This is a genomic window from Frankia sp. BMG5.23, assembly GCF_000685765.2.
Taxonomy (GTDB): Bacteria; Actinomycetota; Actinomycetes; order Frankiales; family Frankiaceae; genus Frankia; species Frankia casuarinae.
This window is the reverse complement of record NZ_JDWE01000005.1, coordinates 63,590-87,777: the sequence shown is the minus strand read 5'-3', so window position 1 is coordinate 87,777 and position 24,188 is coordinate 63,590. Positions and strand designations below refer to the sequence as shown.

Below are 24,188 nucleotides of genomic sequence, written 5' to 3'. Positions count from 1 at the left end.
TTCTGAGTGTCGCTAACGAGTACCGTCGTGAGATGGAGACCGAGACGGCACGTGAGGCCGAACTCGCGTCCGCGCTGCGCCTGTCGGTGATGCGGCTTTCCCGGCGCATGCGCCAGGAGCGGTCGAGCCGGCTCACCCCCACGCAGACCTCCGCGCTTGCCACGCTGGAGCGGCACGGCCCCATGACGCTCGGGGAGATCGCCGCCCACGAGCGCGTCCAGCCGCCGTCGATGACCCGGGTGATCGCGCATCTGGCCGTCACCGGGCTCGTCGAGCGCCGGCCGCATCCCACCGACGGCCGTCAGGTGATCGCCGAGGTGACCGAGGCGGGTCGAGCCCTGCTCGAGGACGACCGTCGGCGCCGGGACGAATGGCTGACCGATCGGCTGGCCGAGCTCTCACTCGAGGAGATCGCCGCGCTGAACCGCGCCGCACCGATCCTGGACGCGCTTGCCGGCTCGTAGGCTGCCCGCCGATCCGAGCATCGTTCCGACCGCCGTTCAGAGCTCCACCCAACCGCCCTGCTGATGGGAGGTCTGCGCGGCGGCCATCAGGTGGTTCGCGGTGAGCAGGTCGTGGAAGGTGGCGCCGCGGACCAGCCGGGCGTCGTCGAGTTCGGTGGCACGCACCACGTCGTAGGTGGCCTCCATCAGCCCCGGCCGGGAGGTCGGCACGGTCGGCATCATCAGATCCCGGATGCCGCTGCCGTCCTGGCGGCGGACCAGACGGCCCCGGACGACGATGCGTCCGGAGTCGCCGCATACCGTGAGGGTGGCTGTGCCGAGGTTCCCGCCCATCTGCTCGTTGATCAGGACCGTCGCGCCGCTCGCCGCCAGCAGGGCCAGCGTCACCGGTGCGTCCGGGGTGAGCGCCGGGGCGGGCATCGCGGCCGGATCGGCGCAGACCGCGAGGATCTCGCCGCACCAGCGCATCGCCAGATCGATGATCTCGACTCGCCCGGCGGGCCCGTTCGGCGCGCCCACCACGGTCATCTGGGTGAGCCGGCCCAGGGAGGGAACGGTCGCCGCGACGTGGGTGGCAGCCGGCCAGGCCCGCCCGTCGAGCGCGACCACGTGGGCGAGATCACCCTCCTCGGCGAGGTCGGCGACCGCGCGCAGGGCCTCGGCCTCGACGGTCGCCGGCCCGGCCAGGAGCACGTGCAGGCCGATCTCGGCCGCTTGCCGGGCGACGATGTCGGAGGCGGGCGGCGGCATCTCCACGCAGACCGCCTCGATGTCGTCCGAGAGCAAGGTGAGCAGATCGGCGTACGCCCGTCGGACACCCGCCTCGGCGGCCCAGGCCAGGGACTCCAGCGGCTCCGGGGCGAGGAGACCGACGACGTCGACCCCGGCATCGCGCAGCACCTCGGCGGTAGTGCTGTCCGAGCCGTCGGTGACCAGGGCCATCGCGAGGGGCAGGTCCGGCTGCCGCCGACGCACGACGCGCCGCAGCTCCCGCCAGGCCTGAGAAAGGGCGGGATCGCGCGGCGGCACCAGATCGGGGAGCGTCGTCACAGCATTGATAGTGCTCCCCGTCCGGTGGCGAGGGTCGCCGGTCAACCCGATTGTCGCCGAGAACCGATCGGAGGCCGAGCGCTCGCCATCCGAGCCCGGAGCAGGTCCGTGCCGCACTGTTCGTCTCGTCCCAGGGAGACTGTCGTCTCGTCCCAGGGAGAGGGAGCCTGTCGTTCCAGGGAGGTTGAGCTGGCAACCAGACTGTTCGTGGCGGCCGTCCCACCCCCCGAGGTCGCCGAGGCGCTGCTCGCGGCCGTGCGCAGGACGCGCGCCGCGGCGGCGGATCTGCGCTGGACCACGCCGGACCAGTGGCACGTCACGTTCGCCTTCCTCGGGCCGGTGCCGGACGACCGGCGCGCCGAGCTCGGCGTGAGACTGGCGCGGGTGGCACGCCGGCACGGCCCGTTCGCCGTCGAGACGGTCGGCGGCGGACGGTTCGGCGATCGGGTGCTGTGGACCGCGGTGCGGCAGCCACCGCCGGTGACCGCGGACGCATCCGTCGACGGCATTGCCGCGGCCGCCGCCGCGGCCGCCGGTGACGTGGCAGGCTCGCGAGCCAGCCCACGCCTGACGGCGCTGGCGGTCGGGGTCCGGCGGGCCGCCGAGCGTGCCGGGGCGGCCCGCCGGAACACCCGTCCGTTGCGCGCACATCTGACACTCGCCCGGGTGCCGAACGGACGCGGGCGAGCACTGGAACCGCTCGTCGAGCTGTTGCGTGCCGATGTCCCACCGCTGCCCTGGAGCGTCGAGCGGCTCATCCTGATGAGCAGCTCGGGCGGCGGCGAGTCCGGATCATCCCCCACCTACCGGGCGGAGACGGTCTGGGACCTCGTCGGCGGTCAACCGTCGGTCGAGGGATCCGCCGGGCGGTAGCGGTAGCCCACGCGGCGGATGGTCTCGATGCGGTCCCGGTGCTCCGGGCCGAGCTTGCGCCGCAGCCGCGTCACCAGGACATCCACCGTGCGGATGTCGGGAGCCGACTCGTCGTCGACCTGATGGCCCCAGACCGAGCAGAGCAGTGCCTCCCGGCTGTACGCCTGCCCGGGATGGCGGACGAAGAAGTCCAGTACCTCGAACTCCAGGTAGGTCAGCTGCAGGGTCCGGCCGTCAACGGTGGCGAGCCAGGCGGTGCGGTCGACCCACACCCCGCGCTGGGGCGGCGGCGCGATCTCCCACTGGCCGGTCCGGAGGCCGGCGTCGGGCGTGTGCGTGGGCGCCGTCGCGGGCAGGGACGGTCTCGGCAGGGACGGTCTCGGCCGGGACGGTCGTGGAAGGGACGCCGCCGGAACGGACGCCGCACGGGAGGGCGCGGTGTGGGGCGTCCGGTACGGGAGGACGGTCGTCTGCGGGGGCATTGCTGGCCTTTCGGTCAGGTTTCTCTCGGTCACCGAAGATCGGGTGGGCGGCGAGATGCCGTCGACGTGTCAGCGTTCTGGCCGGTGGGTCCGCCGGGTACGCGGCGCGGTGGCGCGAAGATGGTGGCGGTGTCTCTCACCGGCGGCGGCGGGGGAGGGCGGGGCCGATGTTGTTCGGGGGAGGTCGGCATGTGCAGCTACCAGCGATGACGCTGCCCGGTGGGGCTTTCCTGGCGATGCTTGCCGGTTCGCGCGAGACGAGGCAACGTCGGTTGACAGACGGTGGCGTGCCCTGGTGCGGCGTCCGGACCGACTGACGCTTCGTGAAGCGCCGTGCGGGAGGTAGGCGGCTGCCCGTCAGGCCGCCGGACAGGCGGCCGAGGCAACGCGGAGCAGATCAATGTGGCCCCGGGTGACCAGGATCAGCCGCTTCAACACAAGAGCAACGGAAGCACACTGCTCCGGTGGTCGCCAAGCATTGAAAAGTATGACTTATCTCACCTCTTGGTCTTTCGGTGGAATCCGTGGTGCATGACGCCGGCCGTGGAGGTCCCGGGATATCCATCTTCCCGATGGAGAAGCGTGAATATACTCACGGACTGTTCCAGGAACCGCGGCCGGGGACGTCAGGAACAGGAGATGCCGTGGCTCTGCCTGATTTCTTCGTGATCGGTGCTCCCGACGCGGGTACGGAGGTCCTGCACGAGGAACTCGGCCGCCATCGATCCGTCTTCATGTCCGAGATCCCGCAACCGGGGTACTTCCTGGCCGGGCGCATCCTGGAAAGCGGGCTCGACGTCACCACGGCAGGCCGGGCCGGCGTCGTCTGTTCCGTTTGGGACAAAGCCGGCGGGAGTGCCGGTCGTCCGGGCTGTGTGGCTCGCGCCGGGCCGGGCGAGCGATCACCTGTCCGTCGGCGATCCGACTACGAGGCGCTGTTCGACGCGGCTCCGGCGGGTGCGGTGCGCGGCGAGAGCACCCCGTACTATCTCGCCGACTTCACGGCGCTGCGGCATATTCACGAACTGCTTCCCTACGCGAAGCTCATCGTCGTTCTTCGTGATCCGGTGGAGCGGGCCTATGCGAACTGGGTCCGGATGCGGCTGGCCGGTCTTGAGGACCTCGACGATTTCGAACGTGCCGTGGCCGCCGAGGCCGCCCGGACGGCCGCGTGCTGGCCATGGCCGTGGCGCTACCTGGCCCTGGGCAGGTACGGCACGCAGCTGCAGCGGCTGTTCACGCTGTTCCCCCGCGAGCAGGTACTCCTGACGGCGCACCGCGATCTGATCGGGGATCCCGCCGCCGTCATTCGACGGGCCCACGGTTTCCTGGGGGTCAAGCTGGGGGTCAAGCTGGGGGTCGAGCGCCGAGGCCGTCCCGGGCCACCCGGGACGTCCGTGCCGGCCTTCCCGGCCCCCCGGCTGGATCCGGCGATCGGGGCCCGGCTGCGGGACGGGTTCCGTTCCGATATCGCCCTGCTGAGCGACGTGACGAGACGCCGGTTCGACGAGTGGCTCGTCGAACCGGCGGACGACTCCTGACTATCATCCCGGCCGCGAGCAGCCCGGCCGCGAGCCGAGAGGGTAGCGTCGAGCGGGATGAGCGTCTCAGCAAGCAGCGATTCCACGGGTGGTGCGCACGCCCCCGAGGTACCGCCCGTCCCGGAGGGCGGCGAGCCCGCCGCGACAACCCGCCCGTCCGCGCCCGAACCGTTGCCCTACGACGGGGTCGCCTCCGTCGCGGTGGGAACCGTGCTGTGGGCCATCGCCGCGCTGGTCATGGTGTTCTTCCTCGACGACCTGCGGGGCGATGGCCGGCTCTGGTGGTTCGCGACGGCGATCTGCGGCTTCGTCCTCGGGCTCGCCGGCCTGTGGATCGTGATCCGCCGCCGCAACCGGCTGCGGGCGCGGGGAAACCCTGACCACGCGGATCGATAGTCCGGCGACCGGAACCCACCGGCGCGGCTCAGGTCTCGTCGAGGTCGTCCTCCGCGGCTCGGAAGGCGGCACCGTCGGGGTCGCGCAGCGCCGCGGCCAGCGCATGCCGCCGGTCCCACTGCCCGCCGCGCCAGGCCAGGGCCCGCGCGAGCGCGTCCGAGCCGGCCTCGGCATCCACGTGGATCTCGCCGCCGATCCCGCCGAGTACCCGCCAGGGCACCCGGGTTGGCCGGCCGGCGAGATCCTCGACCAGCAGCGGGTCGTGAACCCGGTACGGTGTGCCGTCCGGTGCCTGCCGGGCCTCGCCGGGGCCCGCCGAGGCGATCTCGCAGGTGCCCGCCTCGGCGGTGAGGCGCACGCCGAGGACGTGGGCCACCTCGGCCGCCCGGTCCAGCGGGAGACGCAGCCCGAAGCGGTCCGCGCCGAGCAGCCCCAGCATGTCCGGTGCGTCCACCACGACGACGTCGGCGCAGGCCCGGACGCCGTCCGGGGTGCGGACGGTCAGCGGCGGGTCGAACCGCCCGTCGTGGGCGGAACCGTCCGGCGCCGTCAGGACCCGGGCCACCGCGTCGACCGCGGCGATGTACAGCGTGCGAGCCGCGGGCCACGGCACGTCCCGGTCAACGTCGCCCAGCCGGTCGAGCAGGTCCATCACCGCGCCCAGGTCGCCGAGGACGTCCTCCAGCGTCAGCCGGCAGCCGAGGTGGCGCAGGAACTCGTCGTCGACCCCCGGGAGCGGTGCCGCCGGCGCGAACAGCCCGGTGAGCAGGGGGTCCGCGTCGGATAGGACGAGCTCGCCCGGAGGCAGAACCCTGCTGTCCCGGTGCGCCGGGTGTTCCGCGGAGCGCTCCGCCGGGTGTTCCGCGGAGCGGGGCACCCGGCCGTCGCCACCGACGGGCAGCACCGCGTGCCGCGCCAGCCACCAGCGCGTATAGGACGGCTCGGGGGCGAACACGATGTCCCGCAACGGTGGTCGGGCGAGCTCGGCGAGCGCCTCGGGCCAGGCGGCCCGGTCGACGAGTTCGAGATCGCGTACCGCCGCGAACACCCCGATCATGGCGGGTGCCGGTGGCCCGCCGGGAGGCGGCCGACGCAGGTTCGCCGAGCCGCCCGGCGCGCCGTGGTCGTCCGCCGCGACGTCGTCAACCCAGGTGTCGCTGTCGTCGAGGTCAAGCAGGATCTGCTCGTCGGGATCCAACGGCAGGTCGTGGGCGTGCAACACCCCGAAGGTGCGCAGCACACCGACCTTCGCCAGTACCTCGGCGGGCCAGGCCCGCGCGACCTCGGCGCTCAGGGTGCCGAAGGGCGCGTCCTCGGCGAGCACCCGATCCAGGGGGCCTCCCTGGATCAGCAGCTCGCCGGCCGGGGTGAAGTCACCGTCGCCGTCCGGCAGCAGCAGCTCGTCGAGCCAGCTCAGGTCGGCCGCGGACTCCTCGCCCGCGTCCCGGACCAGCGCCAGCACCGCGTTCGCCAGGGCGGTGAGATCATCGGGATCGTCCTCCGGATCGGCGTCCAGGACCGCCTCGCGTACCGCCGCATCCCTTAGGACACCCGCTGGAGTGCCCTCAAGCGCGCCGAGGGTGCGCAGGGCATCCCGCGCCGCGTCCTGGGCGCAGGCGTCGGGATGCACGACCCGCAGCGGCAGCCCCGATCGGGCCAGCGCGACGATGTCGAGGTCGGCGGTGGGCAGCAGGGTCCCACGCGGACCGGTGACCATCCGCGTCCGCAAGGCGCCGGACCCGGCTGCCCCGCGCGGCTCGGTGTCCTCCCAGGGCGCGGGAACCTCCGTGACCGGTACCGGAAGCGCGCCGAGCGCATCCCGGTCCGGCGCCCCGACCAGGAGCGGATAGAGACGTCCCCACCAGTGTGGCGGGCGGGGCACCCCGGAGAGCAGCTCGACTAGGGCGGCGCTGTCCACCCGTCGAACGCCCAGGGCGGAGAGTGCGGTACGCCACCGGCGGGCCGCATAGGCCGCCGGGAGCAGGCCGGGAACCTGCCCATCGACCTTCGCCGCGACGGTGTCGTCGCCATCCGGACCCGCCCCGTCCGTGCCGGCGATCTCGGCCGGGTCGGCCTCGGTCCAGGTCTCGGCCGGGTCGGCCCCGCAGGAGCGCAGCAGCTCGGTGACCGCATCGGTCGCGGGGCCGAGATCGCAGACGGAACAGTCCCGGCCACGCAGACCGCCGGGCAGCATCGCCGCGTCCGGGAGAAGTCGGATCAGCACGTCCCGTAGCCTGCCGTCGACCTCGCCCACCGGCAGCCCCGTCGGCACGAGGGCCAGCGCGGCCAGCGGGTCGCCGGGTGTCTCGTCTGGGTTCCTGCCGGCGTCTGGGTTCCTGCCGGCGTCTGGGTTCCTGCCGGCGCCCAGGTATTCGGCCAGCGCCACGGTGGCCGCGCTCAGCTGATCGGTGAGCCAGTCTCGTAACGGACCCGATACCGTGTGTCGACGCGAGGGATCCAGTGGCAGCTCGACGCTCGCCAGGATCGGCAGCGAGATCGGTTCGTCCGTCGGCTGAGGTGCCCGCACGACCCGGGCGACGCCCTCGGGCCATCCGCCGTCGCGGACCATGACCCGGGCGGTGAAGCGGTTCCGGCCGCGCTCCTCTACCGGGCGGTCGGCCAGCAGGTTGGCCGGGATCACGCCGCTACGGGCGATGCCGCGCCAGCGCTCGCCGTCGAGATCGGCGATCTCCACGCGGGTCGGCGTCGCGCCCGGCGCGGGCTGGGATGAGCCGCCCCCGCGGATCCATCGACAGGTGATCGTCCGAACGGCCCCGTCGACGTCAACCACGATCTCGCTGGGACCGCCGAGGACGAGCGGCAGGGTCGGATCGAGCCCCGCCAGCAGATCCCGGGCTGCCGTGGCCGCCGCGACGTCCCGCAGCGGGAGGCGGATCACGGTGTCGTACCCGTCCGGCGGTGCGGGCGGCGCGGGAAGATCGAATGGCAGCCGGAGGATGGGTACCGCCCCGTCGCGCCGGGCCAGTTCTTCGGTCAGGCCCGGCGCCGGCGCCGTGGTGCCGGCGCCGCCCACCCCCGCGGCCGTCACGGCCTTGATCACCCTGCTCTTCGACCAGGTGACTCCGGACGCCCCCCCGCCCGGGCGGGACCGGGAGACGATCGAGGGATCGTCGCTCACCGCGAGCACTGCGGCGAATCCGGCGCCGAACCGCCCTACCGACGTGGTGTCCCGTTTCGCCGAGGCACGCAGGGTCGACAGCGCCTCCACCCCCGCCGGGCTCAGCGGTGCCCCCGTATTGGCGATCTCCAACAGGCCCCCGGGACCGGCGCCGGTCTTCGAAGCATCCGGTGCATCCGGTGCATCCGGTGCATCCGGAGTGTCCGGAGTGTCCGACTCCGAAGCGGAGGTGCGCAGCCGCAGGTACACCCGGGCCGGGACGCCGGCCTCACGCGCGGCGTCGACCGCGTTCTGCACAAGTTCGACGACGAGGCGGTCGCGGTAGGCGCCGAGAGCCGCGTCCTCCTCGGCATTGGCGTCTTCCCGGAAGCGGGCCGGGGAGGCGGCCCAGGCGTCAAGAACCCGCTGCCGGATCGCGGCGGTTGCGTACTCGTCGGCGGGAGCGCGCGGGATCGTCACTGGCACCCGTCCATACTCGTCTTCCTGCCCGGCAGGGCGGGGGATCGGGTCCGGCACACCGGCGCGCGCGGACAGCCGGATATAACCGCGTACCGGTTTGTACCGGTTTGTACCGGTTTGTACTAGATGTTATCGGGTGGTGCCTGGTGGTATCTGGCAGGTAGGCTATCCGGCCGGGACGCGGCGCCGGGCAGGATGGAGGGGTGCCACCCCGCGGACGCCGCCAGGATCCCAGGGCGACCGGTACCGAGCTGGCCGCGACGTTGGCGGACCAGTGGCAGCGGATCGTCGATGCGGTGAGTGTCCTGCCCGACGGGGCCCTCGGGGTGCCGAGTCCGCTGCCCGGCTGGACGGTCGGCGACCTCGTCCTGCACGTCTCCCGCTCCGCGTCCGCGCTCACCGAGGCCCTGGCCCCCGCGGTCCCGGCGTCCCGGCGCACGACGGATCTCGTCACGGCGAGGGATCTCGTCACCGCGAGCGGCTACCTGACGGGCGCCGGAACCCGGACGGAGGCCGTCGCGGACACCGCCCGCTCGCTGGCGGCGAACCGTGGGCCGGCCGAGATCAGAGGCCGGCTGGCCGGCGAGGTGTCGGCCGCGGTGGCCGCCATGGCCGCGGTGACTCAGGAAGCGGTGGTCCCGACGCCGGGCGGCCCAATGCGACTGGCGGAGTTCCTGCGCACCCGAGCGGTCGAGGCGGTGGTGCACGGCCTCGATCTAGGCGTCACGCCGGTCCGGGATGCGCTCAGGGCGGCGACGAAGGTGTTCGCGGAGATGTTCGCCGAGCGGGCACCCGGACGCTCGGTGGAACTGCGGGTGCCGCCGTTCACAGCCGTGCAGATCGTCGAGGGTCCACGCCATACCCGGGGCACACCGCCGAATGTCGTCGAGGCCGAACCCGTCGCCTTCGTCCTGCTGTGCGCGGGCCGCCTGCCGTGGGCCGAGGCGGTGGCCGACGGCCGGGTCGCGGCCAGCGGCGAGCGCGCCGACCTCAGTTCCTACCTGCCCCTCCTGTAGATGCGGGTTGGCTGGTCCGGATGATCTACCAGGGACGATCTGGTCCGTCCGGGCATGCGCGCACAACGGCCGATGCGCGTCCTCACTGCTAGCGTGGTGGAAGGTAGCTGCCGGGGTGAGGCGGTGGTCGGAGTGGTCGGCGCGTCTCGGCGAGTCTCGGCACGTCAGCGGACGAGCCCGGCACCTCTGTGGTCCCGCATGGTCCCGCGCGAGATCGTCCGCATTCTTCGGTGTCCCTGACCTGTCGAGGAGTCCTGGTGCCAGACGTCGCACCCCGCTTCGGCGCCACCCCCGGATGGGAATCAGACCTCTCCGACGAGCCGGGGCCGCGTGACGCCTGCGGTGTGTTCGGGGTGTGGGCGCCCGGTGAGGACGTGGCGAACCTGGCCTACTACGGTCTGTACGCGCTGCAGCACCGCGGGCAGGAGGCTGCCGGCATCGCGGTCGGGGACGGTCGGACCGTGGTGGTCTTCAAGGAACTGGGGCTTGTCGCTCAGGTCTTCGACGAGGTCACCCTGTCCAGCCTGAGCGGCCATGTGGCGGTCGGTCACACCCGGTACTCGACGACGGGCTCCTCCACCTGGGAGAACGCCCAGCCGTCGTACCGCACCGCCCGCTTCGGCGGCCCCATCGCGCTCGGGCACAACGGCAACCTCACCAACATCGTCGAGCTCGCGCGGACGCTCGGCGCGGAGCGGGACCGCCTGCGGGCGACCACCGACTCGGACCTCATCACCGCCATGCTCGCCGACCATCCCGGCCCGACCCTCGTCGACGCGGCGATGGACGTGCTGCCCCGCCTGACCGGGGCCTTCTCGCTGGTCTTCTCGGACGCCTCGACGCTGTATGCCGCCCGGGACGCGCACGGGATCCACCCGCTCGTGCTCGGCCGGCTCGACGGCCATCCCGACGGCGCGTGGATCATCGCCAGCGAGACGGCCGCCCTCGACATCGTCGGCGCCACCCTCGTACGGGAGATCGTTCCCGGCGAGCTGGTCGTCATCGACGCCGAGGGGGTGCGTTCGCGCACGTTCGCCCGGCCCGATCCGCACGGCTGCCTGTTCGAGTACGTCTATCTCGCCCGCCCGGACACGTCGATCGCCGGACGTTCCGTGCACGCCACCCGGGTCGATGTTGGCCGGCAGCTGGCCCGCGAGGCGCCGGTGGAGGCCGACCTGGTCATCCCCGTGCCGCAGTCCGGGGTACCCGCCGCGGTCGGCTACGCGGAGGAGTCGGGTATCCCGTTCGGTGAGGGCCTGGTCAAGAACTCCTACGTCGGGCGCACCTTCATCCAGCCCTCGCAGACGATTCGGCAGCGCGGGATCCGGCTCAAGCTGAACCCCCTGCGGGATGTGATCGAGGGGCGTCGCCTCGTCGTGGTGGACGACTCGATCGTCCGCGGCAACACGCAGCGCGCGCTGGTGCGCATGCTGCGGGAGGCCGGCGCCGCCGAGGTCCACATCCGGATCTCCTCGCCGCCGGTACGGTGGCCCTGCTTCTACGGCATCGACTTCGCGACCCGCGCCGAGCTGATCGCCAGTGAGGCGGGCATCGAGGAGATCAGAGCCTCTCTCGGGGCCGACTCGCTGGCCTACGTCTCGTTGGAGGGCCTCGTCGAGGCCTCCCGCCAACCGGCCGGCACGCTCTGCCGGGCCTGCTTCGACGGCGTGTACCCGGTTCCGCTGAACGATTCCGACAAGCTCGGCAAGCATCGGCTGGAGGCGACGGGCGGCGCGGAGACCACCGAGGACATGATCGCCGAGGCGTTGCGGCGCGGCGTGACGCTGGGCATGAACGGTGCCGATCCCTCCTCGGACAACCACGACGCCGAGCCTGAGCCCGAGCCCGATCTTGAGTCCGAGCCCGAGCCGGCCGGGGTGAGGCCCGCATGAGCGGTGGATTGAACTCGTACCGGGCGGCCGGGGTCAACGTGGCCGCGGGCGAGCGTGCCGTCGAGCTGATGCGCGGTCACGTCGCGCGCGCGATCCGGCCCGAGGTCGTCGGTTCGCTCGGCGGATTCGCCGGCCTGTTCGCGCTGGATACGGCGCGGTACCGTCGGCCGCTGCTCGCCTCGTCGACCGACGGTGTGGGCACCAAGATTGCCGTTGCCCGGGCCCTGGACACGCACGACACCGTGGGCATTGATCTGGTCGCCATGGTTGTCGACGACCTCGTGGTGTGCGGCGCGGAGCCGCTGTTCCTGCTCGACTACATCGCGTGCGGCTCCCTGGTCCCCGCGCGCGTGGCCGAGATCGTCTCCGGCATCGCAACCGGCTGCGAGCAGGCGGGGGCGGCGCTGGTCGGCGGGGAGACCGCCGAGCACCCCGGGCTCATGGGTAGCGACGACTACGACCTGGCCGCGACGGGGGTCGGGGTCGTGGAGGCCGACGACGTGCTCGGGCCGGAGCGAGTCCGGCCCGGGGACGTGGTGGTCGCGATGGCATCATCCGGCATCCACTCCAACGGCTTCTCGCTCGTACGGCATATCTTGTTCGGTCCTGTCGATTCTGGCCAGCCCGGTGGGATTCCCGAGACCGCGCGGGAGGATCTGGAGGCATACGTCCCGTCCCTGGGGGGCACGCTGGGCACGTCCCTGCTGGTTCCGACCCGCATCTATGCTCGGGACTGCCTGGCGCTGGCCGCGGCTGTCGAGGTGCACACCTTCGCCCACATCACCGGCGGCGGTCTCGCGGCGAACCTCGCCCGGGTCATCCCGCCGGGCCTGCTGGCCACGGTGGACCGGGCGTCGTGGTCAGTGCCCCCGATCTTCGGTCTGCTCGCCGAGCGCGGCGAGGTGACCCAGGCGGACATGGAAGCCACCTTCAACCAGGGAGTCGGCATGGTGGCGGTCTTGCCGGCCACCGCGGTCGCCGACGCTCTCGCGCTGCTCGCCGCGCGGGACGTGCCGGCCTGGGTGGCAGGGGAGGTCGGCACGGCGGACGCTCCGGAGCCAGCCGGCGTGGCCAGGGCCCGGCTCGCCGGCCGGCATCCACGCTGAGGCGGCCCGTCCGGGACAGCACGTCCGGGACAGCACGTCCGGGACAGCCCGTCCGGGACAGCCCGTCCGGGCAGGGCAGCCCCTCCGGGCAGGTTGGGCAACCTGTCCGGGCAGCCTGGGCTGATCAGGAGTGAACTGGCGAAGAAGCATGCAGCGCGGCCAACATCACGGCAGCACGTTATGGCGGTGGGAGCCCGGGCCTGAGCCCGGACGACCACCGTCGGCGACGACCACCGCGGTGAGCCTGCCGCGGTGAGCGACTACCGAAGCGACGCTGTCAGCGGGAGGAACGTCGATCGTCCTCGTCGTCTGCGTAGGCGTCGTATCCGTAGTCGTCATCTACGTACGAGTCGTCGTTGTTGTTCTCGCGCGTCGAGCCCGCGCCCAGATCCGCCTTCAATCGGTCGAGATCCATAGTGGGCGAGTTGTACTTGAGCTCGCGGGCGACTTTCGTCTGCTTGGCCTTAGCTCGGCCGCGCCCCATGGCTCGACCCCCTCGAACATGACGACGGGGACCCGCCCCGGTGCTCTCACTGTCTCGTGCTTCCCGAGACTACAGGGACCGGAGGCTTCTCGGCACGCCAACCCGACAGTTGCCTGTCCCCGGACAAGGTGTCCGCGATCGGAAACGGTGTATGAACCCGCTTGTCCGGTGGGTTCGATCGGGGATATCCGCTCGTCCCCGCCGTCGGCGGCCCGTTTGACGGGGCCTGGATGTGATCACCGTCACCTGTTCCCATTGACGTTCAGGCCTCCGCCGGGCGGGTGATCGTGCCTCGCCTCACGGTGTGCCTCGCCTCACGGTGTGCCTCGCCTCACGGTGTGCCTCGCCTCACGGTGTGCCTCGCCTCACGGTGCGTCTCGCCCCATCCGCGGTCGGCGTCAGGGCAGCAGGATCCCCCGCAGGCGTCCCACGTCGGTCATGCGGCGTTCGGCGAGCCGCTCCGCGGCCTCGGTCGGGGTCACCTCCTCGGCCTCGGCGAGGCGGAACACCTCCGAGGTGGTGTCGAAGATCTGCGCGGCCCTGGCCCGGGCCCGCTCCGGCGAGTAGCCCTCGATCTCGTCCGCGACCTGGATCAGGCCGCCGGCGTTGACCACGAAGTCGGGGGCGTACAGGACTCCGGCGTCGGCGAGCTGCCGCCCGACCTCGGGCTGCGCGAGCTGGTTGTTGGCGCCGCCGCAGACGACGCCGGCTCGCAGCCGGCGGACGGTCTCCGCGCTCAGCGCTCCGCCCAGCGCGCAGGGGGCGTACACGTCGATGTCGAGGTCGAGCAGATCGTCCGGGTCCGGCACGGTCTCGGCCGCCGGGAACTCCACCCGCAGCCGGGCCAGGGCCACCGGGTCCACGTCGCCCGCGACCACCGAGGCGCCGCTGTCGAGGAGATGCCCGACGAGCCGCCGCCCGACCTTGCCGACTCCCGAGACCGCGACGCGGCGCCCCGCCAGGCTCGGCGTTCCCCACCGGTGCCGGGCGGCGGCGCGCATGCCCTCGAAGACCCCGTAGGCGGTCAGCACGCCGGAGTCGCCCGAACCGCCGTGCGCCGGTGACCGTCCGGTTACCCACCGGGTTTCCCGGGCGATGACGTCCATGTCCGCCACATAGGTACCGACGTCGCAAGCGGTGATGTATCGGCCGCCCAGTGATGCGACATGGCGGCCGAAGGCGCGCAGCAGTGGCTCCGACTTCGCGACGGCCGGATCACCGATGATGACGGCCTTGCCGCCGCCGAGGTCCAGCCCGGCGCAGGCGGCCTTGTAGGCCATCGCCCGGGACAGGGCGAGGGCGTCCGCCAACGCGACTTCCTCGTCGGCGTAGGGGTGGAAGCGGGTACCGCCCAGCGACGGCCCCAGCGCCGTCGAGTAGATGGCGATGATCGCGTGAAGACCCGAGGGACGGTCCGAGCACAACAGCACCTGCTCATGGTCACAAACGGCGCTGAACAGGGACGACATGGCGCACCTCTCTCCTCGGGGCCTTCTGGGGGCCTTCTGGGGGCCTCCGTGGGGCCCGTGGCCCCCACCGCCCTGATCCCGCGCGCGGGCCAACCACCCCGCGCCGCGCCCAGGGCCCGCAGATCGTGTCCTGGCGAACCCTACGGCGCCGGTAGGCCGGACGGCTTGTGTGTGGACGTGCCAGGATCGAGGCATGCCAGGATCCAGGGCATCCGCGTGGGTGTCGTCGGTCGGATCGCGCGCGGTAAGTGGGTCCTGAGGTGCCCGTCGTCTCCCCCGCGGCGTATCTGCGGGTGTACGAACCGCTCGCTGCCTTTCCCGCGGCCGAACGTGGCCGCTGGCAGCGTTACGCCGCCGCGGGGCCGCCTTCGCGCCGGGCCGGGACCCGCCGGGAGCGGGTCCTGGCGCTGGTCGCGACCGTCCATCCCACCCTTGACGTCGCCGACGAGTCGGCCTTCGTCCAGTGGATCGACGGTCTGATGTTCGTCTGTCCGTGGTCGACCCAGCTGCGGGTGTGGCAGGCGGCGCTCGAGTTCCGCGGCCTGATGCCCGACCGCGTCGCGGAGGCGTTCCTGCCACGGCGGATCATCGAGCCGGCCGAGGTCGAGCTGGACCGGTGGAAGGCCCGCCGCCCCGCGCTCAAGGTCCACGTGCAGACCTGTACCTGGATGGTGCCACCGCCGTGGTTCCTGCTCTTCGACCCGGCCGAACGGTCCCTGGTCACGGGGGACACTGCCGAGCGGTCCATGATCTACCGCACCACGATGAGCCTCGCCAGACGGCGGGCGGGCCGGGCGGTGGAGGCGGTGGAGGCGCTGCGGGCGAGCTCTCCGGACGCCCCAGGAGTCGAGGGCGTCGGCGAGCTGGCCCGTTGGCTGGGGTCCTTCCATCCGCAGAGCAGGGTCGAACTGGACTACGACGGGCTAGTTGACCTGCTGGACGATGACATGCTTCGGCGCGACAACTCTGTAGAGGACATCGTCGAGGCTGTCAGTGCGTTACGCCGTGGGCGAACAGACCTAGCGGTCGAAGCCTACGAACGAGTCCTGATGAGGTGGAGGCCCTTGCAGGCACGGGAATCCGCGAGCTGATCGGCGCATTCTGTTAACTGAGAGTTGCCGCCCGCGTCGGACGAGCTGTGACTAGTCAGTAGATGGTCCTGACGTGCCATGTCCGAAATGCCCCCGAAGGATGCACGATCTGTATGGGACGGAGCGACGCTCTGTGACGGGAGGCCAACGCAATGACGACACGAACGCCAGACGCTGAGCCGCTGCTGACGCCCGCCGAGGTTGCCACGATGTTTCGGGTAGACCCGAAGACCGTGACCCGGTGGGCGAAGGCCGGAAAGCTGACGTCGATTCGGACTCTGGGCGGTCACCGCCGGTACCGAGAGGCGGAGGTGCGTGCCCTGTTGAAGGGAGTTCCGAGCATCGGAAGTGACATCTAGGTTCGCGCCAACCTGGCGCGTTGCACGAGCCCCCTCCTCTCCTCGGGTGCGGGCCGCACGGCTGACAGTGCGAGGGTGTCGGTCGTGAGTCCCGCGGAATAGGGCCGAAGGTCTCGAGAGCGGTTGATCGTCCCGTATCGGACGACGGCCGGAGGCTGCGGTATCACCATCGGGCCGCTGATGGAGGGGTAGATAGATCCAGGCGTCGGGTCGTCCGGCATGTGGGTGAGCCCATGCGTCGGGATCCTGTCCCGCCGACGTCCCGCGTCAAGGACCACCTCCGCACCGGGAGGGCGCTGGGTGGACCTGCTGGGGAACCGGCGGACGGCCGTTACGGCTGTCCGCCGGTCTCGTCGCGCTGGGCCAAGGCACTGGACGGACGGCCGAGGCCCTGGACAGCCGAGAGGCTGGACAGAGATCGCTGGACAGAGATCCGAGCTGCCCGGAGGTTGATCATCGTTGGACCGCCGCCTGGCGCCGTAACCCGCCCGGCACCGTGACGTCGGGCGGCGCCGATAACCAGGGCTGGGGGCGGGAGTCGACTGTGCCCGGTTTCCGGCCCAGTACCAGCGCGTTCCGGTTCACGAACAGCTTCGCTCCGCAACCGTTGTTGGCCGTTTCGGCGCCATGGTCGACTCGGCGGCTGGGCCTCGGCGACGCCAGCCGGGGCCTGTGCGGCGGGATGATCTACGCTGTGCGTGATCTGTTCGAGGCCGGAATCGGGCCGCCGCCTGACGTCGTGGCGCCGGCAGTCGGTTCCCCGCTGTACGCGTACCTCGTCCGCCGCCTGCTGGAGAGCTTCGACATCCCGCGGGGGGTGGCCCGCTACTACCGGCTCATGCAGGGCGCCGATGCCGACGTCAACCGGGGGATCCGGGTCCGGCCGGGAGTCGCGCGGACGAGCCTGGCGGATGAGTGGCCACGGATCCGGCTCGATCTGGACGAGGGGTTGCTGTCCCCGATCGGGATCATCACGGTGCGCTCCCCCGATCCGCGGCTGCTCGGCCTGAACCATCAGGTGCTCGCCTACGCCTACGTCCAGGCCGGAACGTCGATCACGCTCCGTGTCTATGATCCGAACACTCCCGGGGACCGGGCCGACGAGGTCACGCTGAGTTTCGATCTCGCCGGGCCGGCGCGGATCGAGCACTCGATCGCGATCGGGGGGCGGCCGGTCCGAGCCTTCTTCCGTTCCCGCTACCGATGGGTCGACCCGCGCCGCGCCATCGCGCCCGCGGCAGGCCGCCCCGCGGGGCAGGAGGCGCCGGGCCGTTCACGCCTGGAGAAGGGCCGGTGACGCGGCAGCCGGGCAGCCGGGTGGCCGGGTGGCCGGGCAGTCGTTGGGCAGCCGGGTGGTTGGCCGGCCAGGGGAGCGTTCCCACGGGGATGCCGAGCGGTCGGGATCGGCCCGGGAAGGGTTTGTCGTCCGACCGGGCCATCCCCTATGCTTGCGGTGTTTCAGACGATCGACGTCGCGGTTGGGCGGATGCGCAGCCTCGCTGAGGGTCGTCGCCGCGCCCCCATCGTCTAGCGGCCCAGGACGTCGCCCTTTCAAGGCGGTAGCACGGGTTCGAATCCCGTTGGGGGCACCAGAGGGTAGCCGATCGGCCACTAAATGCTAACATCTAGAGCGCCGGTCAGGTAGTCAGGCTGCTTGCTGATCGTTTCTTTGGCGGGCGATGACGTGGAGGTTGTGGACGACGGCGGTGCGGCGGAGGTAGAACAGGTTCTTGCGCTGCCCGTGGTAGCGGGCGCGGCGGCCCTGCCAGTGGCCGACGTGGGCGAGGGTGTGCTCGACCGCGGTGCGTTCCCGCAGGCGGGCGCGGCCGGCCGGGGTCGCCTGGCGTTCACGGAGTTCGGCGAGCAGAGTCTCGTCGGGATGGATGCTCACGCTGCGCCCGCGGGTGCTGGTGGTGCACTGTTCCCGCAGGGGACAGGCCGCGCAGGTCGCTGCTGGGAAACGGACGGTGCGGCCCGGGGTGAAGGGCATGACCACCCCGGCCGGGCAGGTGAGCTGGCCGTGGTCGAAGTTCAGGGTGAAAGCGGTCTCGTCATACCGGCCGGTGGTGTTGCGGACTCGCCACGCCTTACAGAACACCTGCAGGTTCTCGTCGCGGTCGCGGACCAGAGTGGAGGGCAGGTAGGCCCGGTCGATGTGCAGCTCGGTCAGGTTTTTCGCTACCCCGCGGCGCAGCCGGGCCACACCGGCCGGGGTGGTCTCGACGTCCTGGTCACGGACCTGGCGGGCCACCGCGACAGCCGCCCCGACCGGGGCGGGCTGGGCAGCGATGAAGGTCTCCACCGCCTCCAGGGCGGCCAGCACCACCGCCAGAGCGTGGTCCCGCTCGCCGGGGTCGTCCCAGTCGGCGTCCAACGCGGCTTTCAGGCTGGATCCGGCCAGCACCGGGGCCCCAGCCCGGCGGGCCAGGACGGCGGTTCCTTCGTCCAGCCCCCACCCCTGCCCGGCCGCGATCACACCCAGAGCCTTGCGCAGGGCGTGTCCCATGTTCGGGGTGTCCTCGACCCGGCCGGCGCCCCACAACGGACTGGAGTCCAACGCCGCCCGTAACGCCCGCGGCCCGAACCCCCCGCTCACCATGGCGATCTCGATGGTGCGTGCGATCAGCCGCCGATCCCACCCAGCGTTGATCAGCCGGGTACGGAATCCCACCAGGGTGCCCTTGGCAAACGGGGGACGGTCGGTGTCCAGGCAGTCCAGCACCAGCTGCCAGCGCCGGTCCATCACCGTCGCCTCGATCACCTCGTCGTCGGAGATACCCGTGTAGGCCTGCAGGATCAGCGCCAACGCCAGCTGCGCCGGCGGCACCGGCGGCTGGCCCTTCGGACTGTCGCGGTAGACCTCGGCCAGCTCGGTCTGGAACGCCTCGTCGAACAGCTCATGCCGATACCGGCGCAGGAACACGAACAGCTTCGCCCGCCGCACCAGCCTGATCACTGTTTGTTCCGCAGCCGAGGGCTCCACCGGTGGACGCCACACCCCAGGACGCATCAGGCAGCACCTTCCGATCAGAGGCTGGCACCCGGCACCCACCCACCGGTGCTGCCTACCACAGATCACACACGGCTACTTGACCGGCGCACTAGCCGCCCGTCCGTCCCGAGCCCACTGAAATCCGCCGCGGAGCGTGCGCGCCGACCGCGGCTCGATTACCTGGGCGGTAATCGACCATCCCGGCGACTGTGGCACACGCTGTACGTGGCACAGCACCCTGCGGCCTGTGCCACGCACGATCACGTTGAGGAGGCTGATGTCAATGACCACGAGCCAACCCTCGGTCCGTGCCGGGGCCGAGGTCAGGACGGACGGGGCCACCTGGCTACAGCGTTTCCTCGCCCTCGACGCCGTCGTCACCACGGTGAACGGAATCGCCTATCTGGTGGCGTCGGGGCCGTTGGGGCGGCTGTTCGACGTCAGCGGCGATCTGCTGCTCGCTCTGGGCGCTTTCCTGCTCCTCTACGGCCTGGCTGTCGGTTGGCTCGCCAGCAGGCCGCGGCCATCGGTACTGGCCGTCAACGCGGTGATCGAGGCCAATCTCGCCTGGGCGGTGCTCAGCATCGTCGCGTTGTTGTTCTGGTTCGACGATCCCAGCATCGCCGGGCAGGTCTGGATTCCGCTGCAGGCGGCGACGGTCGGCGGTCTCGCCGTGCTGCAGTTCGCCGCCCTGCGTCGCAGTCGGGTGTGACTCCGAACACCATCCAGCACGATTTTGAAAGGGTACTGAGTTGACTTCGTACAACGACGCTGTCCAGCGGTACTTCGCCGCCTGGAACGCCGCCACTCCCGAGGACTTGAAGGACGCGGTCGCCGCCGCGTTCACAGAAGAAGGCACCTACACCGACCCGCTGGCCGACGTCAGCGGGCACGACGGCATCGCCGCCGCGATCAGCGGAGCGCACGAGCAGTTCCCCGGTTTCGAGTTCAGGCTCGCCGGCTCCCCTGACGGGCACCACAACATCGCTCGTTTCTCCTGGGAACTGGTCTCGAAGGCCGATGGCTCGGCTCCGGCGGCCGGCTTTGATGTGATCACTCTCGCCGAGGACGGACGAATCAGCTCGGTGAGCGGCTTCCTGGACCGGCTTCCGGGAGCCTGACCCCGGAGGTCCGGGCACGGCCCGGTGGAGACGTGCCGACCGGACATCCGTGCCACGGATGCCCGGCCGGCACGCACTTTCGCCTGGGTCTTTCTCCGGGCCTGGGGGCTCATACCACGGGTGCGCCTTTCATGGCGACCTGAAGCGCCTGTGCCGTCTCCGGATCGGCTGGCAGGAAAGTCTCTACCGCCAGTTCGGAGACGGTCACGTCCATAGGCGTGTTGAACGTGGTGACCGTCGAGATGAGAGACAGGATCGTTTCGCCTGCCTGGATCTGCAGTGGCAGCGCGAGCGGGTAATGCTCCGCGCCGAGGGAGGCGTGCGCCTGGCCGTCTCCGTCCGAACCAGGCGCCGGGTACGCCGAGACCTCGTTGAACAATTCCTTGAGTTCACTCGATGGCCGTAGCGTGACCTGTCGGTCGATACGCTCCAGCAAGTGTGCGCGCCACTCGGAAAGGTTACGGATCCGGGGAGCTAGCCCTTCCGGGTGAAGGGTGATCCTTATGGCATTCATCGGCGGTTCGAGCAGGAATTTTGGAAGGTCCCCGAGCAGTGCCTGGACACCGCGGTTGGCGGTCAGGATGTCGTACCTGCCATCCATGATCAACGCGGGATTGGGCTCGTAGGCGGCCAGCAGCCGCTCCAGCCCCGTCCGGAGCACGTACATCTGCGGGTCCTGGAGGCTAGAGTTTCGCAGTTTTCTTGATCGTCTCGCGGTGGTTAGCGAGGCGAGTTGATTTAACCTATTGATGGGACGAGTTGTGTCCGGGTGTGGCACGGCTGCGGCGTGCCGGTAGAGGAAGCAGGCTTCCCGACGGGCTGATGGCGGGAGCATCGACGCTTCCTAAACCAGCTCGAATGAGTGGACGCCGATGCTCCCGGATGTCACTGTACCGTTTTCCCTGGCCGTTCTCCTGGCTGATTTCCGACCGTGCTTCACCGTGCCGACCTTCCGGGTTTTCCGCGCCCTGGTGGCCGGGATGCTCGCGGCCACGGGCCGGCGCACGGTGTGCGGGATGCTCGTCGGCGCCGGGCTGTCGCGGGTGTGGCCGCACGACCGGGCGCACCGGTTCTTCTCCGCCGCGGTCTGGTCCGCCGACGAGCTCGGGGTGACCCTGGCCCGGCTGGCGGTGCGCCTCCTGATCCCCGCCGGGGCACCGGTGACCGTGGCGGTCGACGACACGCTGTTCCACCGCAGAGGCACCAAGGTCTGGGCCGCGAGCTGGTTCCACGACGGCTCGGCCGTCGACACCCGCCAGATCGGCTACGGCAACAACTGGGTCCTCGCCGGAATCATCGTCACCCTACCCTGCCTCGACCGGCAGATCTGTCTGCCGGTGATGGCCCGACTGGTCCGCAAGGACACCACATCGGCCTCCCGGCTGTGGCTGGCCGCCCGCATGGTCGAGAAACTGGCCACCGCACTGCCCGGACATACGATCCACACCGTCGCCGACGCCGCCTACGCCGGCGACGAGCTACGCACCCTACCCGCCCCGGTGACCTGGACCACCCGACTACGCAAGAACGCCGCCCTCGACGGTGGACTCGCGCAGGAACCTGCGGCGCCAGTACCGGTCGGCGCAGATCAGCCAGGGGTCGGTGACGAAGTCCGCCGATGAGACCCGGAAGGGAGGTTCGATGTTCGCGTCGATCAGTTCGGCGGCGACGTCCTCGCAGACCCGGTCCAACTCGCGGGAGTCGGCTGAGGCTGCCTGACCGAGCCGCGCATTGATCGATGCGACGTCCATGTGCCCCCTCCGTCAGATCTTCTCCGGATATGTACCACACGGCTGCGGGGCGGATCGGTACATACTGCGAACATGCGGGTCGATGTGGTCACCGCGGTACACGCCGAGTACGCGGGTTACCTGCCCGCGGCGTGGGACTCGCTGCACCGGCAGAGCCATCCCCACTGGACATGGCGGGTTCACCTCGACGGGTCGCCCGACGAGGTCCTCGACGTGCTGACCGCCTGCGGAGCGGCGGACGACGGCCGGGTCCGGATCGCCGCGCACGGCACCCAGGAAGGCCTCGGGGTCGCCCGCAACATCGCCCTCGGCGCGTGCACCGCGCCGCTGGTCCAGAACCTCGACGCCGACGATGAGCTCGAACCCGGCGCGCTCGCCGACCTCAGCGGCGCGCTCGCCGCCCATCCCGCGGCAGGCTACGCGGTCGGCCATGCCCGCGACCTGCACGCTGACGGCACCCTGCGCACCGCGCCGCTGGCAGTGCCCGCCGGGCCGCTGGCCCGCGGTGCGCTGGCCGTCGCGTGGGCGTCCGCCTTACCCGACCGCACCCTGCCACCCGTGCATCCGGCCGGGGTGATGTGGCGCCGAAACCTGCTCCTCGTCGTCGGGGGATGGGCGGCGCTGCGCGGTGTCGAGGACACCGCGACCCTCATTGCCGGCTCCGCCCTCGCCACCGGAATACTGCTCGACGTCCCCACATTGCGCTACCGACGCCACGACGCACAGCGTTCCCGCCAGAACGGCAATTTTTCGGAGGGCAATATTTGCTCATCTGGCGGTGTGCCGCCCTACTCGCCGGCGGACCCCCCTGGGAAGAGCGGTAACCAGCAGGGCCGTGTGGGATGATCGGCTGAATAGCATTCGTGGTCCACGAGCAAAGAGGCTGAGTTCACCAGAGTTCGGTTTTTACCAGAGTTCGGTGAGCGCGGCGAACAGCTGGAGCCGGTGCTGTAGCCAGCCGAGGGTGCGGAAGTCGCCGCCGAGGCTGGCGGGCGGGTTGCTGACCAGGGTGTCCCGACGCAGGAGATCAGCAAAGTCGATGGTGGCGCCCACGGCTCCGGGTACGTTCGCGCGGGCCAGGATCGCGAGCATTTCGCTGGCCATGATGCCGTAGCCGATGCTGGTGGGATGGACGCCGTCGAGCGCGATAAGACCTCCCTGGGTACGACCCCGGGCGTCGGAGAGGAAGAATCGGGTGTCGGGCCGGGGGTGCAGCTCGCGGAGTGCCTGGGGTAGCGGATAGGGGCCGTACCGGTTCCACCAGCTCGGTCGGGTGGTCGGGTCGTCGAGATAGCGGCGGTAGGCGAGCCGGTCCAGCAGGGCGCACAGGTCGAAGACCCGCCAGTCGTCACCGGCCTGCCGGTGCGCCCTGACGTGTTCGATGATGACCTGGTTGTACATGTCGATGGCGCTGTCGATCTGCCGGCACTGCGTCCCGGTGAGGCAGGGGTCGGCGGTGTCGAACTGGTCGTCGCTGATCCAGGCGTAGGTGTAGCGGGCGAAGTATCGCGAGCCTTCCGGCTTGTCGCCGACCCCGCGGGCGAGCGGTGCGACGGTGACGTGGGGGACGGTGACCAGCACGACATGCCGGGCTCCCACCTTTTCGATTTCGGTGACGAGCTGGTCGTACTCCTGCTGGAAGTGGGCGGGGCGCCATACCGTGTAGGCCTTCTTCCCGTTCAGGTCGGCGAAGTTGTCTCCGCTCCAGACCAGCCGCAGCCGCAGAACGCTGGACAGCGCGTTGTTGGCCCCGAGAGCGACCACGAGCGTGCCGACGCCCTCGGCACCGAGCTGCCGCGCCGCCGTCAGCTGGGTGGTACCCGGGTCGCCGGGGCCGGCCAGGGCACGCAGGGCAGCGATCGGCCCGTCGTTCTGGACCAGGAGCCTGCGCGGATTCCAGGACCGGCGGGCGGGGCGCTCGGCCAGCTGTTCCTGGCACCAGCCGACGTTCTTCGAGAGTGCGTCGCGGACATCCCAACCGTAGATTGCGAGATTGTGGTTGAATTCCGCCTGCTCGACGGGGAGCCGGCCCGGGCCGAAGCCCCAGTAGCGTTGCACCCCCCGCGCCTGGGTGTACAGCGCGACTATCAGGCGTAGCGCGTGCGCCGGTAGCGGCCGGCCCTTGGTAATGGTGTCCGCGTGGCGCAGCAACTCCTCCATGTTGAGGGGGAGGCCGGCGCAGCCATCCGGCCCGGGATAGACCGGATAGCGAAACGGCGTCACCCCCATCGCCTCGGCCAGCAGAGCCGGCCACGACCGGTCGGTGTTGCGGACCGCCAGATTCTGGAAGCCATGGGTGAGCGAATCACCGATCGTCACGAGCGGATGGGCGACATCCACGTCGGACTCGATGGTGAACTCTAGGCCGAGGTCGTCCCGAACGGGCTCCGGAGCCTCCACGCTAATCACCAGCTCGTCCGGCGCTGGCACCTCCGGTACGGACATCGCGGCTCTCCTTCCCCCAACCCACGATTTCCCCGACCTATGATTTCCCCCAACCCGC

At 71.0% G+C, this 24,188-nt stretch carries 23 protein-coding genes and 1 tRNA gene; 15 read left to right on the top strand and 9 right to left on the bottom strand.

The window, feature by feature from the left end:
• Positions 1-32: 32 nt before the first annotated feature.
• A complete protein-coding gene (locus BMG523DRAFT_RS03795; protein WP_011434562.1) occupies positions 33-464 on the top strand; it encodes a MarR family winged helix-turn-helix transcriptional regulator in 432 nt (143 codons plus the stop codon).
• A 36-nt stretch (positions 465-500) separates the two neighbouring features.
• Here BMG523DRAFT_RS03795 and BMG523DRAFT_RS03790 read toward each other — a convergent pair whose 3' ends face one another.
• Positions 501-1,514 (bottom strand): Gfo/Idh/MocA family oxidoreductase, encoded by a 1,014-nt coding sequence (locus tag BMG523DRAFT_RS03790; protein WP_023840617.1) that lies wholly within the window; start codon positions 1,512-1,514, stop codon positions 501-503.
• Positions 1,515-1,721: 207 nt separating this feature from the next.
• Here BMG523DRAFT_RS03790 and BMG523DRAFT_RS03785 point away from each other — a divergent pair, with 207 nt between their 5' ends.
• On the top strand, positions 1,722-2,387 hold the full coding sequence (locus BMG523DRAFT_RS03785; protein ID WP_049760797.1) for a 2'-5' RNA ligase family protein: 666 nt from the start codon (positions 1,722-1,724) through the stop codon (positions 2,385-2,387).
• Here BMG523DRAFT_RS03785 and BMG523DRAFT_RS03780 read toward each other — a convergent pair.
• Both BMG523DRAFT_RS03780 and BMG523DRAFT_RS27210 read right to left on the bottom strand, forming a co-directional pair.
• Entirely contained in the window at positions 2,354-2,869 is a 516-nt protein-coding gene (locus BMG523DRAFT_RS03780; protein ID WP_011434565.1) for a winged helix-turn-helix domain-containing protein, read from the bottom strand. The two genes, BMG523DRAFT_RS03785 and BMG523DRAFT_RS03780, sit on opposite strands and share 34 nt — an antisense overlap.
• 357 nt (positions 2,870-3,226) lie before the next feature.
• Complete coding sequence (locus BMG523DRAFT_RS27210; protein ID WP_347272474.1) at positions 3,227-3,307, bottom strand: putative leader peptide; 81 nt, start codon at positions 3,305-3,307, stop codon at positions 3,227-3,229.
• Between the two features lie 206 nt (positions 3,308-3,513).
• Between BMG523DRAFT_RS27210 and BMG523DRAFT_RS03775 the strand changes: the two genes are divergently transcribed.
• Together BMG523DRAFT_RS03775 and BMG523DRAFT_RS03770 are read left to right on the top strand one after the other, a co-directional pair.
• Positions 3,514-4,410 carry a sulfotransferase gene (locus tag BMG523DRAFT_RS03775; RefSeq protein WP_043590395.1) on the top strand — a complete coding sequence of 299 codons (897 nt, stop codon included), beginning with the start codon at positions 3,514-3,516 and terminating at the stop codon, positions 4,408-4,410.
• Between the two features lie 57 nt (positions 4,411-4,467).
• The gene (locus tag BMG523DRAFT_RS03770; protein ID WP_035910971.1) at positions 4,468-4,806 is read left to right on the top strand and encodes a DUF2530 domain-containing protein; all 339 of its coding nucleotides are present in this window, start codon (positions 4,468-4,470) and stop codon (positions 4,804-4,806) included.
• A 28-nt stretch (positions 4,807-4,834) separates the two neighbouring features.
• On the opposite strand, the gene BMG523DRAFT_RS03765 is transcribed toward BMG523DRAFT_RS03770, so the two are convergent.
• Positions 4,835-8,410, bottom strand: coding sequence for a sacsin N-terminal ATP-binding-like domain-containing protein (locus tag BMG523DRAFT_RS03765; protein ID WP_051623760.1), 3,576 nt, complete (start codon positions 8,408-8,410; stop codon positions 4,835-4,837).
• Between the two features lie 197 nt (positions 8,411-8,607).
• Here BMG523DRAFT_RS03765 and BMG523DRAFT_RS03760 point away from each other — a divergent pair, with 197 nt between their 5' ends.
• The 3 genes from BMG523DRAFT_RS03760 (at position 8,608) to purM (ending at position 12,418) form a co-directional block, all read left to right on the top strand.
• Positions 8,608-9,420 (top strand): sterol carrier family protein, encoded by an 813-nt coding sequence (locus tag BMG523DRAFT_RS03760; RefSeq protein WP_011434569.1) that lies wholly within the window; start codon positions 8,608-8,610, stop codon positions 9,418-9,420.
• A gap of 257 nt (positions 9,421-9,677) precedes the next feature.
• Complete coding sequence (purF, locus tag BMG523DRAFT_RS03755; RefSeq protein WP_043590449.1) at positions 9,678-11,312, top strand: amidophosphoribosyltransferase; 1,635 nt, start codon at positions 9,678-9,680, stop codon at positions 11,310-11,312.
• Positions 11,309-12,418, top strand: coding sequence for a phosphoribosylformylglycinamidine cyclo-ligase (gene purM / locus BMG523DRAFT_RS03750; RefSeq protein WP_011434571.1), 1,110 nt, complete (start codon positions 11,309-11,311; stop codon positions 12,416-12,418). Before purF ends, purM begins: the two co-directional genes overlap by 4 nt.
• Positions 12,419-12,695: 277 nt before the next feature.
• On the opposite strand, the gene BMG523DRAFT_RS03745 is transcribed toward purM, so the two are convergent.
• Together BMG523DRAFT_RS03745 and BMG523DRAFT_RS03740 are read right to left on the bottom strand one after the other, a co-directional pair.
• Positions 12,696-12,902 (bottom strand): DUF3073 domain-containing protein, encoded by a 207-nt coding sequence (locus BMG523DRAFT_RS03745; protein ID WP_011434572.1) that lies wholly within the window; start codon positions 12,900-12,902, stop codon positions 12,696-12,698.
• A 398-nt stretch (positions 12,903-13,300) separates the two neighbouring features.
• Complete coding sequence (locus BMG523DRAFT_RS03740; RefSeq protein WP_011434573.1) at positions 13,301-14,371, bottom strand: Glu/Leu/Phe/Val dehydrogenase; 1,071 nt, start codon at positions 14,369-14,371, stop codon at positions 13,301-13,303.
• Between the two features lie 260 nt (positions 14,372-14,631).
• Here BMG523DRAFT_RS03740 and BMG523DRAFT_RS03735 point away from each other — a divergent pair, with 260 nt between their 5' ends.
• The 4 genes from BMG523DRAFT_RS03735 to BMG523DRAFT_RS03720 all read left to right on the top strand — a co-directional run bounded on the left by BMG523DRAFT_RS03735 (position 14,632) and on the right by BMG523DRAFT_RS03720 (position 17,413).
• Positions 14,632-15,462: a hypothetical protein gene (locus BMG523DRAFT_RS03735; RefSeq protein ID WP_011434574.1), complete on the top strand. Its 831-nt coding sequence runs from the start codon at positions 14,632-14,634 to the stop codon at positions 15,460-15,462.
• Between the two features lie 152 nt (positions 15,463-15,614).
• Positions 15,615-15,821: a developmental transcriptional regulator BldC gene (gene bldC / locus BMG523DRAFT_RS03730; RefSeq protein WP_006540950.1), complete on the top strand. Its 207-nt coding sequence runs from the start codon at positions 15,615-15,617 to the stop codon at positions 15,819-15,821.
• A 544-nt stretch (positions 15,822-16,365) separates the two neighbouring features.
• Positions 16,366-17,118: a hypothetical protein gene (locus BMG523DRAFT_RS03725; RefSeq protein WP_011434575.1), complete on the top strand. Its 753-nt coding sequence runs from the start codon at positions 16,366-16,368 to the stop codon at positions 17,116-17,118.
• Positions 17,119-17,337: 219 nt separating this feature from the next.
• Positions 17,338-17,413: transfer RNA gene (locus BMG523DRAFT_RS03720), tRNA-Glu, on the top strand.
• A gap of 53 nt (positions 17,414-17,466) precedes the next feature.
• Here the strand turns inward: BMG523DRAFT_RS03720 and BMG523DRAFT_RS03715 are convergent.
• Positions 17,467-18,831, bottom strand: a complete 1,365-nt coding sequence (locus tag BMG523DRAFT_RS03715) for a transposase (protein ID WP_011434576.1) — start codon at positions 18,829-18,831, stop codon at positions 17,467-17,469.
• A gap of 265 nt (positions 18,832-19,096) precedes the next feature.
• Here BMG523DRAFT_RS03715 and BMG523DRAFT_RS03710 point away from each other — a divergent pair, with 265 nt between their 5' ends.
• Positions 19,097-19,525, top strand: coding sequence for a hypothetical protein (locus BMG523DRAFT_RS03710; protein ID WP_011434577.1), 429 nt, complete (start codon positions 19,097-19,099; stop codon positions 19,523-19,525).
• A 40-nt stretch (positions 19,526-19,565) separates the two neighbouring features.
• Entirely contained in the window at positions 19,566-19,934 is a 369-nt protein-coding gene (locus BMG523DRAFT_RS03705; protein WP_011434578.1) for a nuclear transport factor 2 family protein, read from the top strand.
• 109 nt (positions 19,935-20,043) lie between these two features.
• Here the strand turns inward: BMG523DRAFT_RS03705 and BMG523DRAFT_RS03700 are convergent, their stop codons facing one another.
• Complete coding sequence (locus BMG523DRAFT_RS03700; RefSeq protein ID WP_023840621.1) at positions 20,044-20,601, bottom strand: hypothetical protein; 558 nt, start codon at positions 20,599-20,601, stop codon at positions 20,044-20,046.
• Between the two features lie 205 nt (positions 20,602-20,806).
• On the opposite strand from BMG523DRAFT_RS03700, the gene BMG523DRAFT_RS03695 reads away from it, so the two are divergent.
• Together BMG523DRAFT_RS03695 and BMG523DRAFT_RS03690 are read left to right on the top strand one after the other, a co-directional pair.
• On the top strand, positions 20,807-21,556 hold the full coding sequence (locus BMG523DRAFT_RS03695) for a transposase (protein WP_051623759.1): 750 nt from the start codon (positions 20,807-20,809) through the stop codon (positions 21,554-21,556).
• A gap of 201 nt (positions 21,557-21,757) precedes the next feature.
• Positions 21,758-22,531 (top strand): glycosyltransferase family 2 protein, encoded by a 774-nt coding sequence (locus BMG523DRAFT_RS03690; RefSeq protein ID WP_023840623.1) that lies wholly within the window; start codon positions 21,758-21,760, stop codon positions 22,529-22,531.
• 60 nt (positions 22,532-22,591) lie between these two features.
• On the opposite strand, the gene BMG523DRAFT_RS03685 is transcribed toward BMG523DRAFT_RS03690, so the two are convergent.
• A complete protein-coding gene (locus tag BMG523DRAFT_RS03685; protein WP_011434582.1) occupies positions 22,592-24,130 on the bottom strand; it encodes a hypothetical protein in 1,539 nt (512 codons plus the stop codon).
• Positions 24,131-24,188: the final 58 nt, after the last annotated feature.

Bases quoted from the DNA above. Each gene is read 5' to 3' on its own strand.
- BMG523DRAFT_RS03795 (WP_011434562.1), top strand. From the start codon at position 33: ATGGAGACCGAGACGGCACGTGAGGCCGAACTCGCGTCCGCGCTGCGC.
- BMG523DRAFT_RS03780 (WP_011434565.1), bottom strand. From the start codon at position 2,869: ATGCCCCCGCAGACGACCGTCCTCCCGTACCGGACGCCCCACACCGCG.
- BMG523DRAFT_RS03770 (WP_035910971.1), top strand. From the start codon at position 4,468: ATGAGCGTCTCAGCAAGCAGCGATTCCACGGGTGGTGCGCACGCCCCC.
- purM (WP_011434571.1), top strand. From the start codon at position 11,309: ATGAGCGGTGGATTGAACTCGTACCGGGCGGCCGGGGTCAACGTGGCC.
- BMG523DRAFT_RS03745 (WP_011434572.1), bottom strand. From the start codon at position 12,902: ATGGGGCGCGGCCGAGCTAAGGCCAAGCAGACGAAAGTCGCCCGCGAG.
- BMG523DRAFT_RS03740 (WP_011434573.1), bottom strand. From the start codon at position 14,371: ATGTCGTCCCTGTTCAGCGCCGTTTGTGACCATGAGCAGGTGCTGTTG.
- bldC (WP_006540950.1), top strand. From the start codon at position 15,615: ATGACGACACGAACGCCAGACGCTGAGCCGCTGCTGACGCCCGCCGAG.
- BMG523DRAFT_RS03715 (WP_011434576.1), bottom strand. From the start codon at position 18,831: ATGCGTCCTGGGGTGTGGCGTCCACCGGTGGAGCCCTCGGCTGCGGAA.
- BMG523DRAFT_RS03710 (WP_011434577.1), top strand. From the start codon at position 19,097: ATGACCACGAGCCAACCCTCGGTCCGTGCCGGGGCCGAGGTCAGGACG.
- BMG523DRAFT_RS03700 (WP_023840621.1), bottom strand. From the start codon at position 20,601: ATGTACGTGCTCCGGACGGGGCTGGAGCGGCTGCTGGCCGCCTACGAG.
- BMG523DRAFT_RS03695 (WP_051623759.1), top strand. From the start codon at position 20,807: ATGCTCCCGGATGTCACTGTACCGTTTTCCCTGGCCGTTCTCCTGGCT.
- BMG523DRAFT_RS03690 (WP_023840623.1), top strand. From the start codon at position 21,758: ATGCGGGTCGATGTGGTCACCGCGGTACACGCCGAGTACGCGGGTTAC.
- BMG523DRAFT_RS03685 (WP_011434582.1), bottom strand. From the start codon at position 24,130: ATGTCCGTACCGGAGGTGCCAGCGCCGGACGAGCTGGTGATTAGCGTG.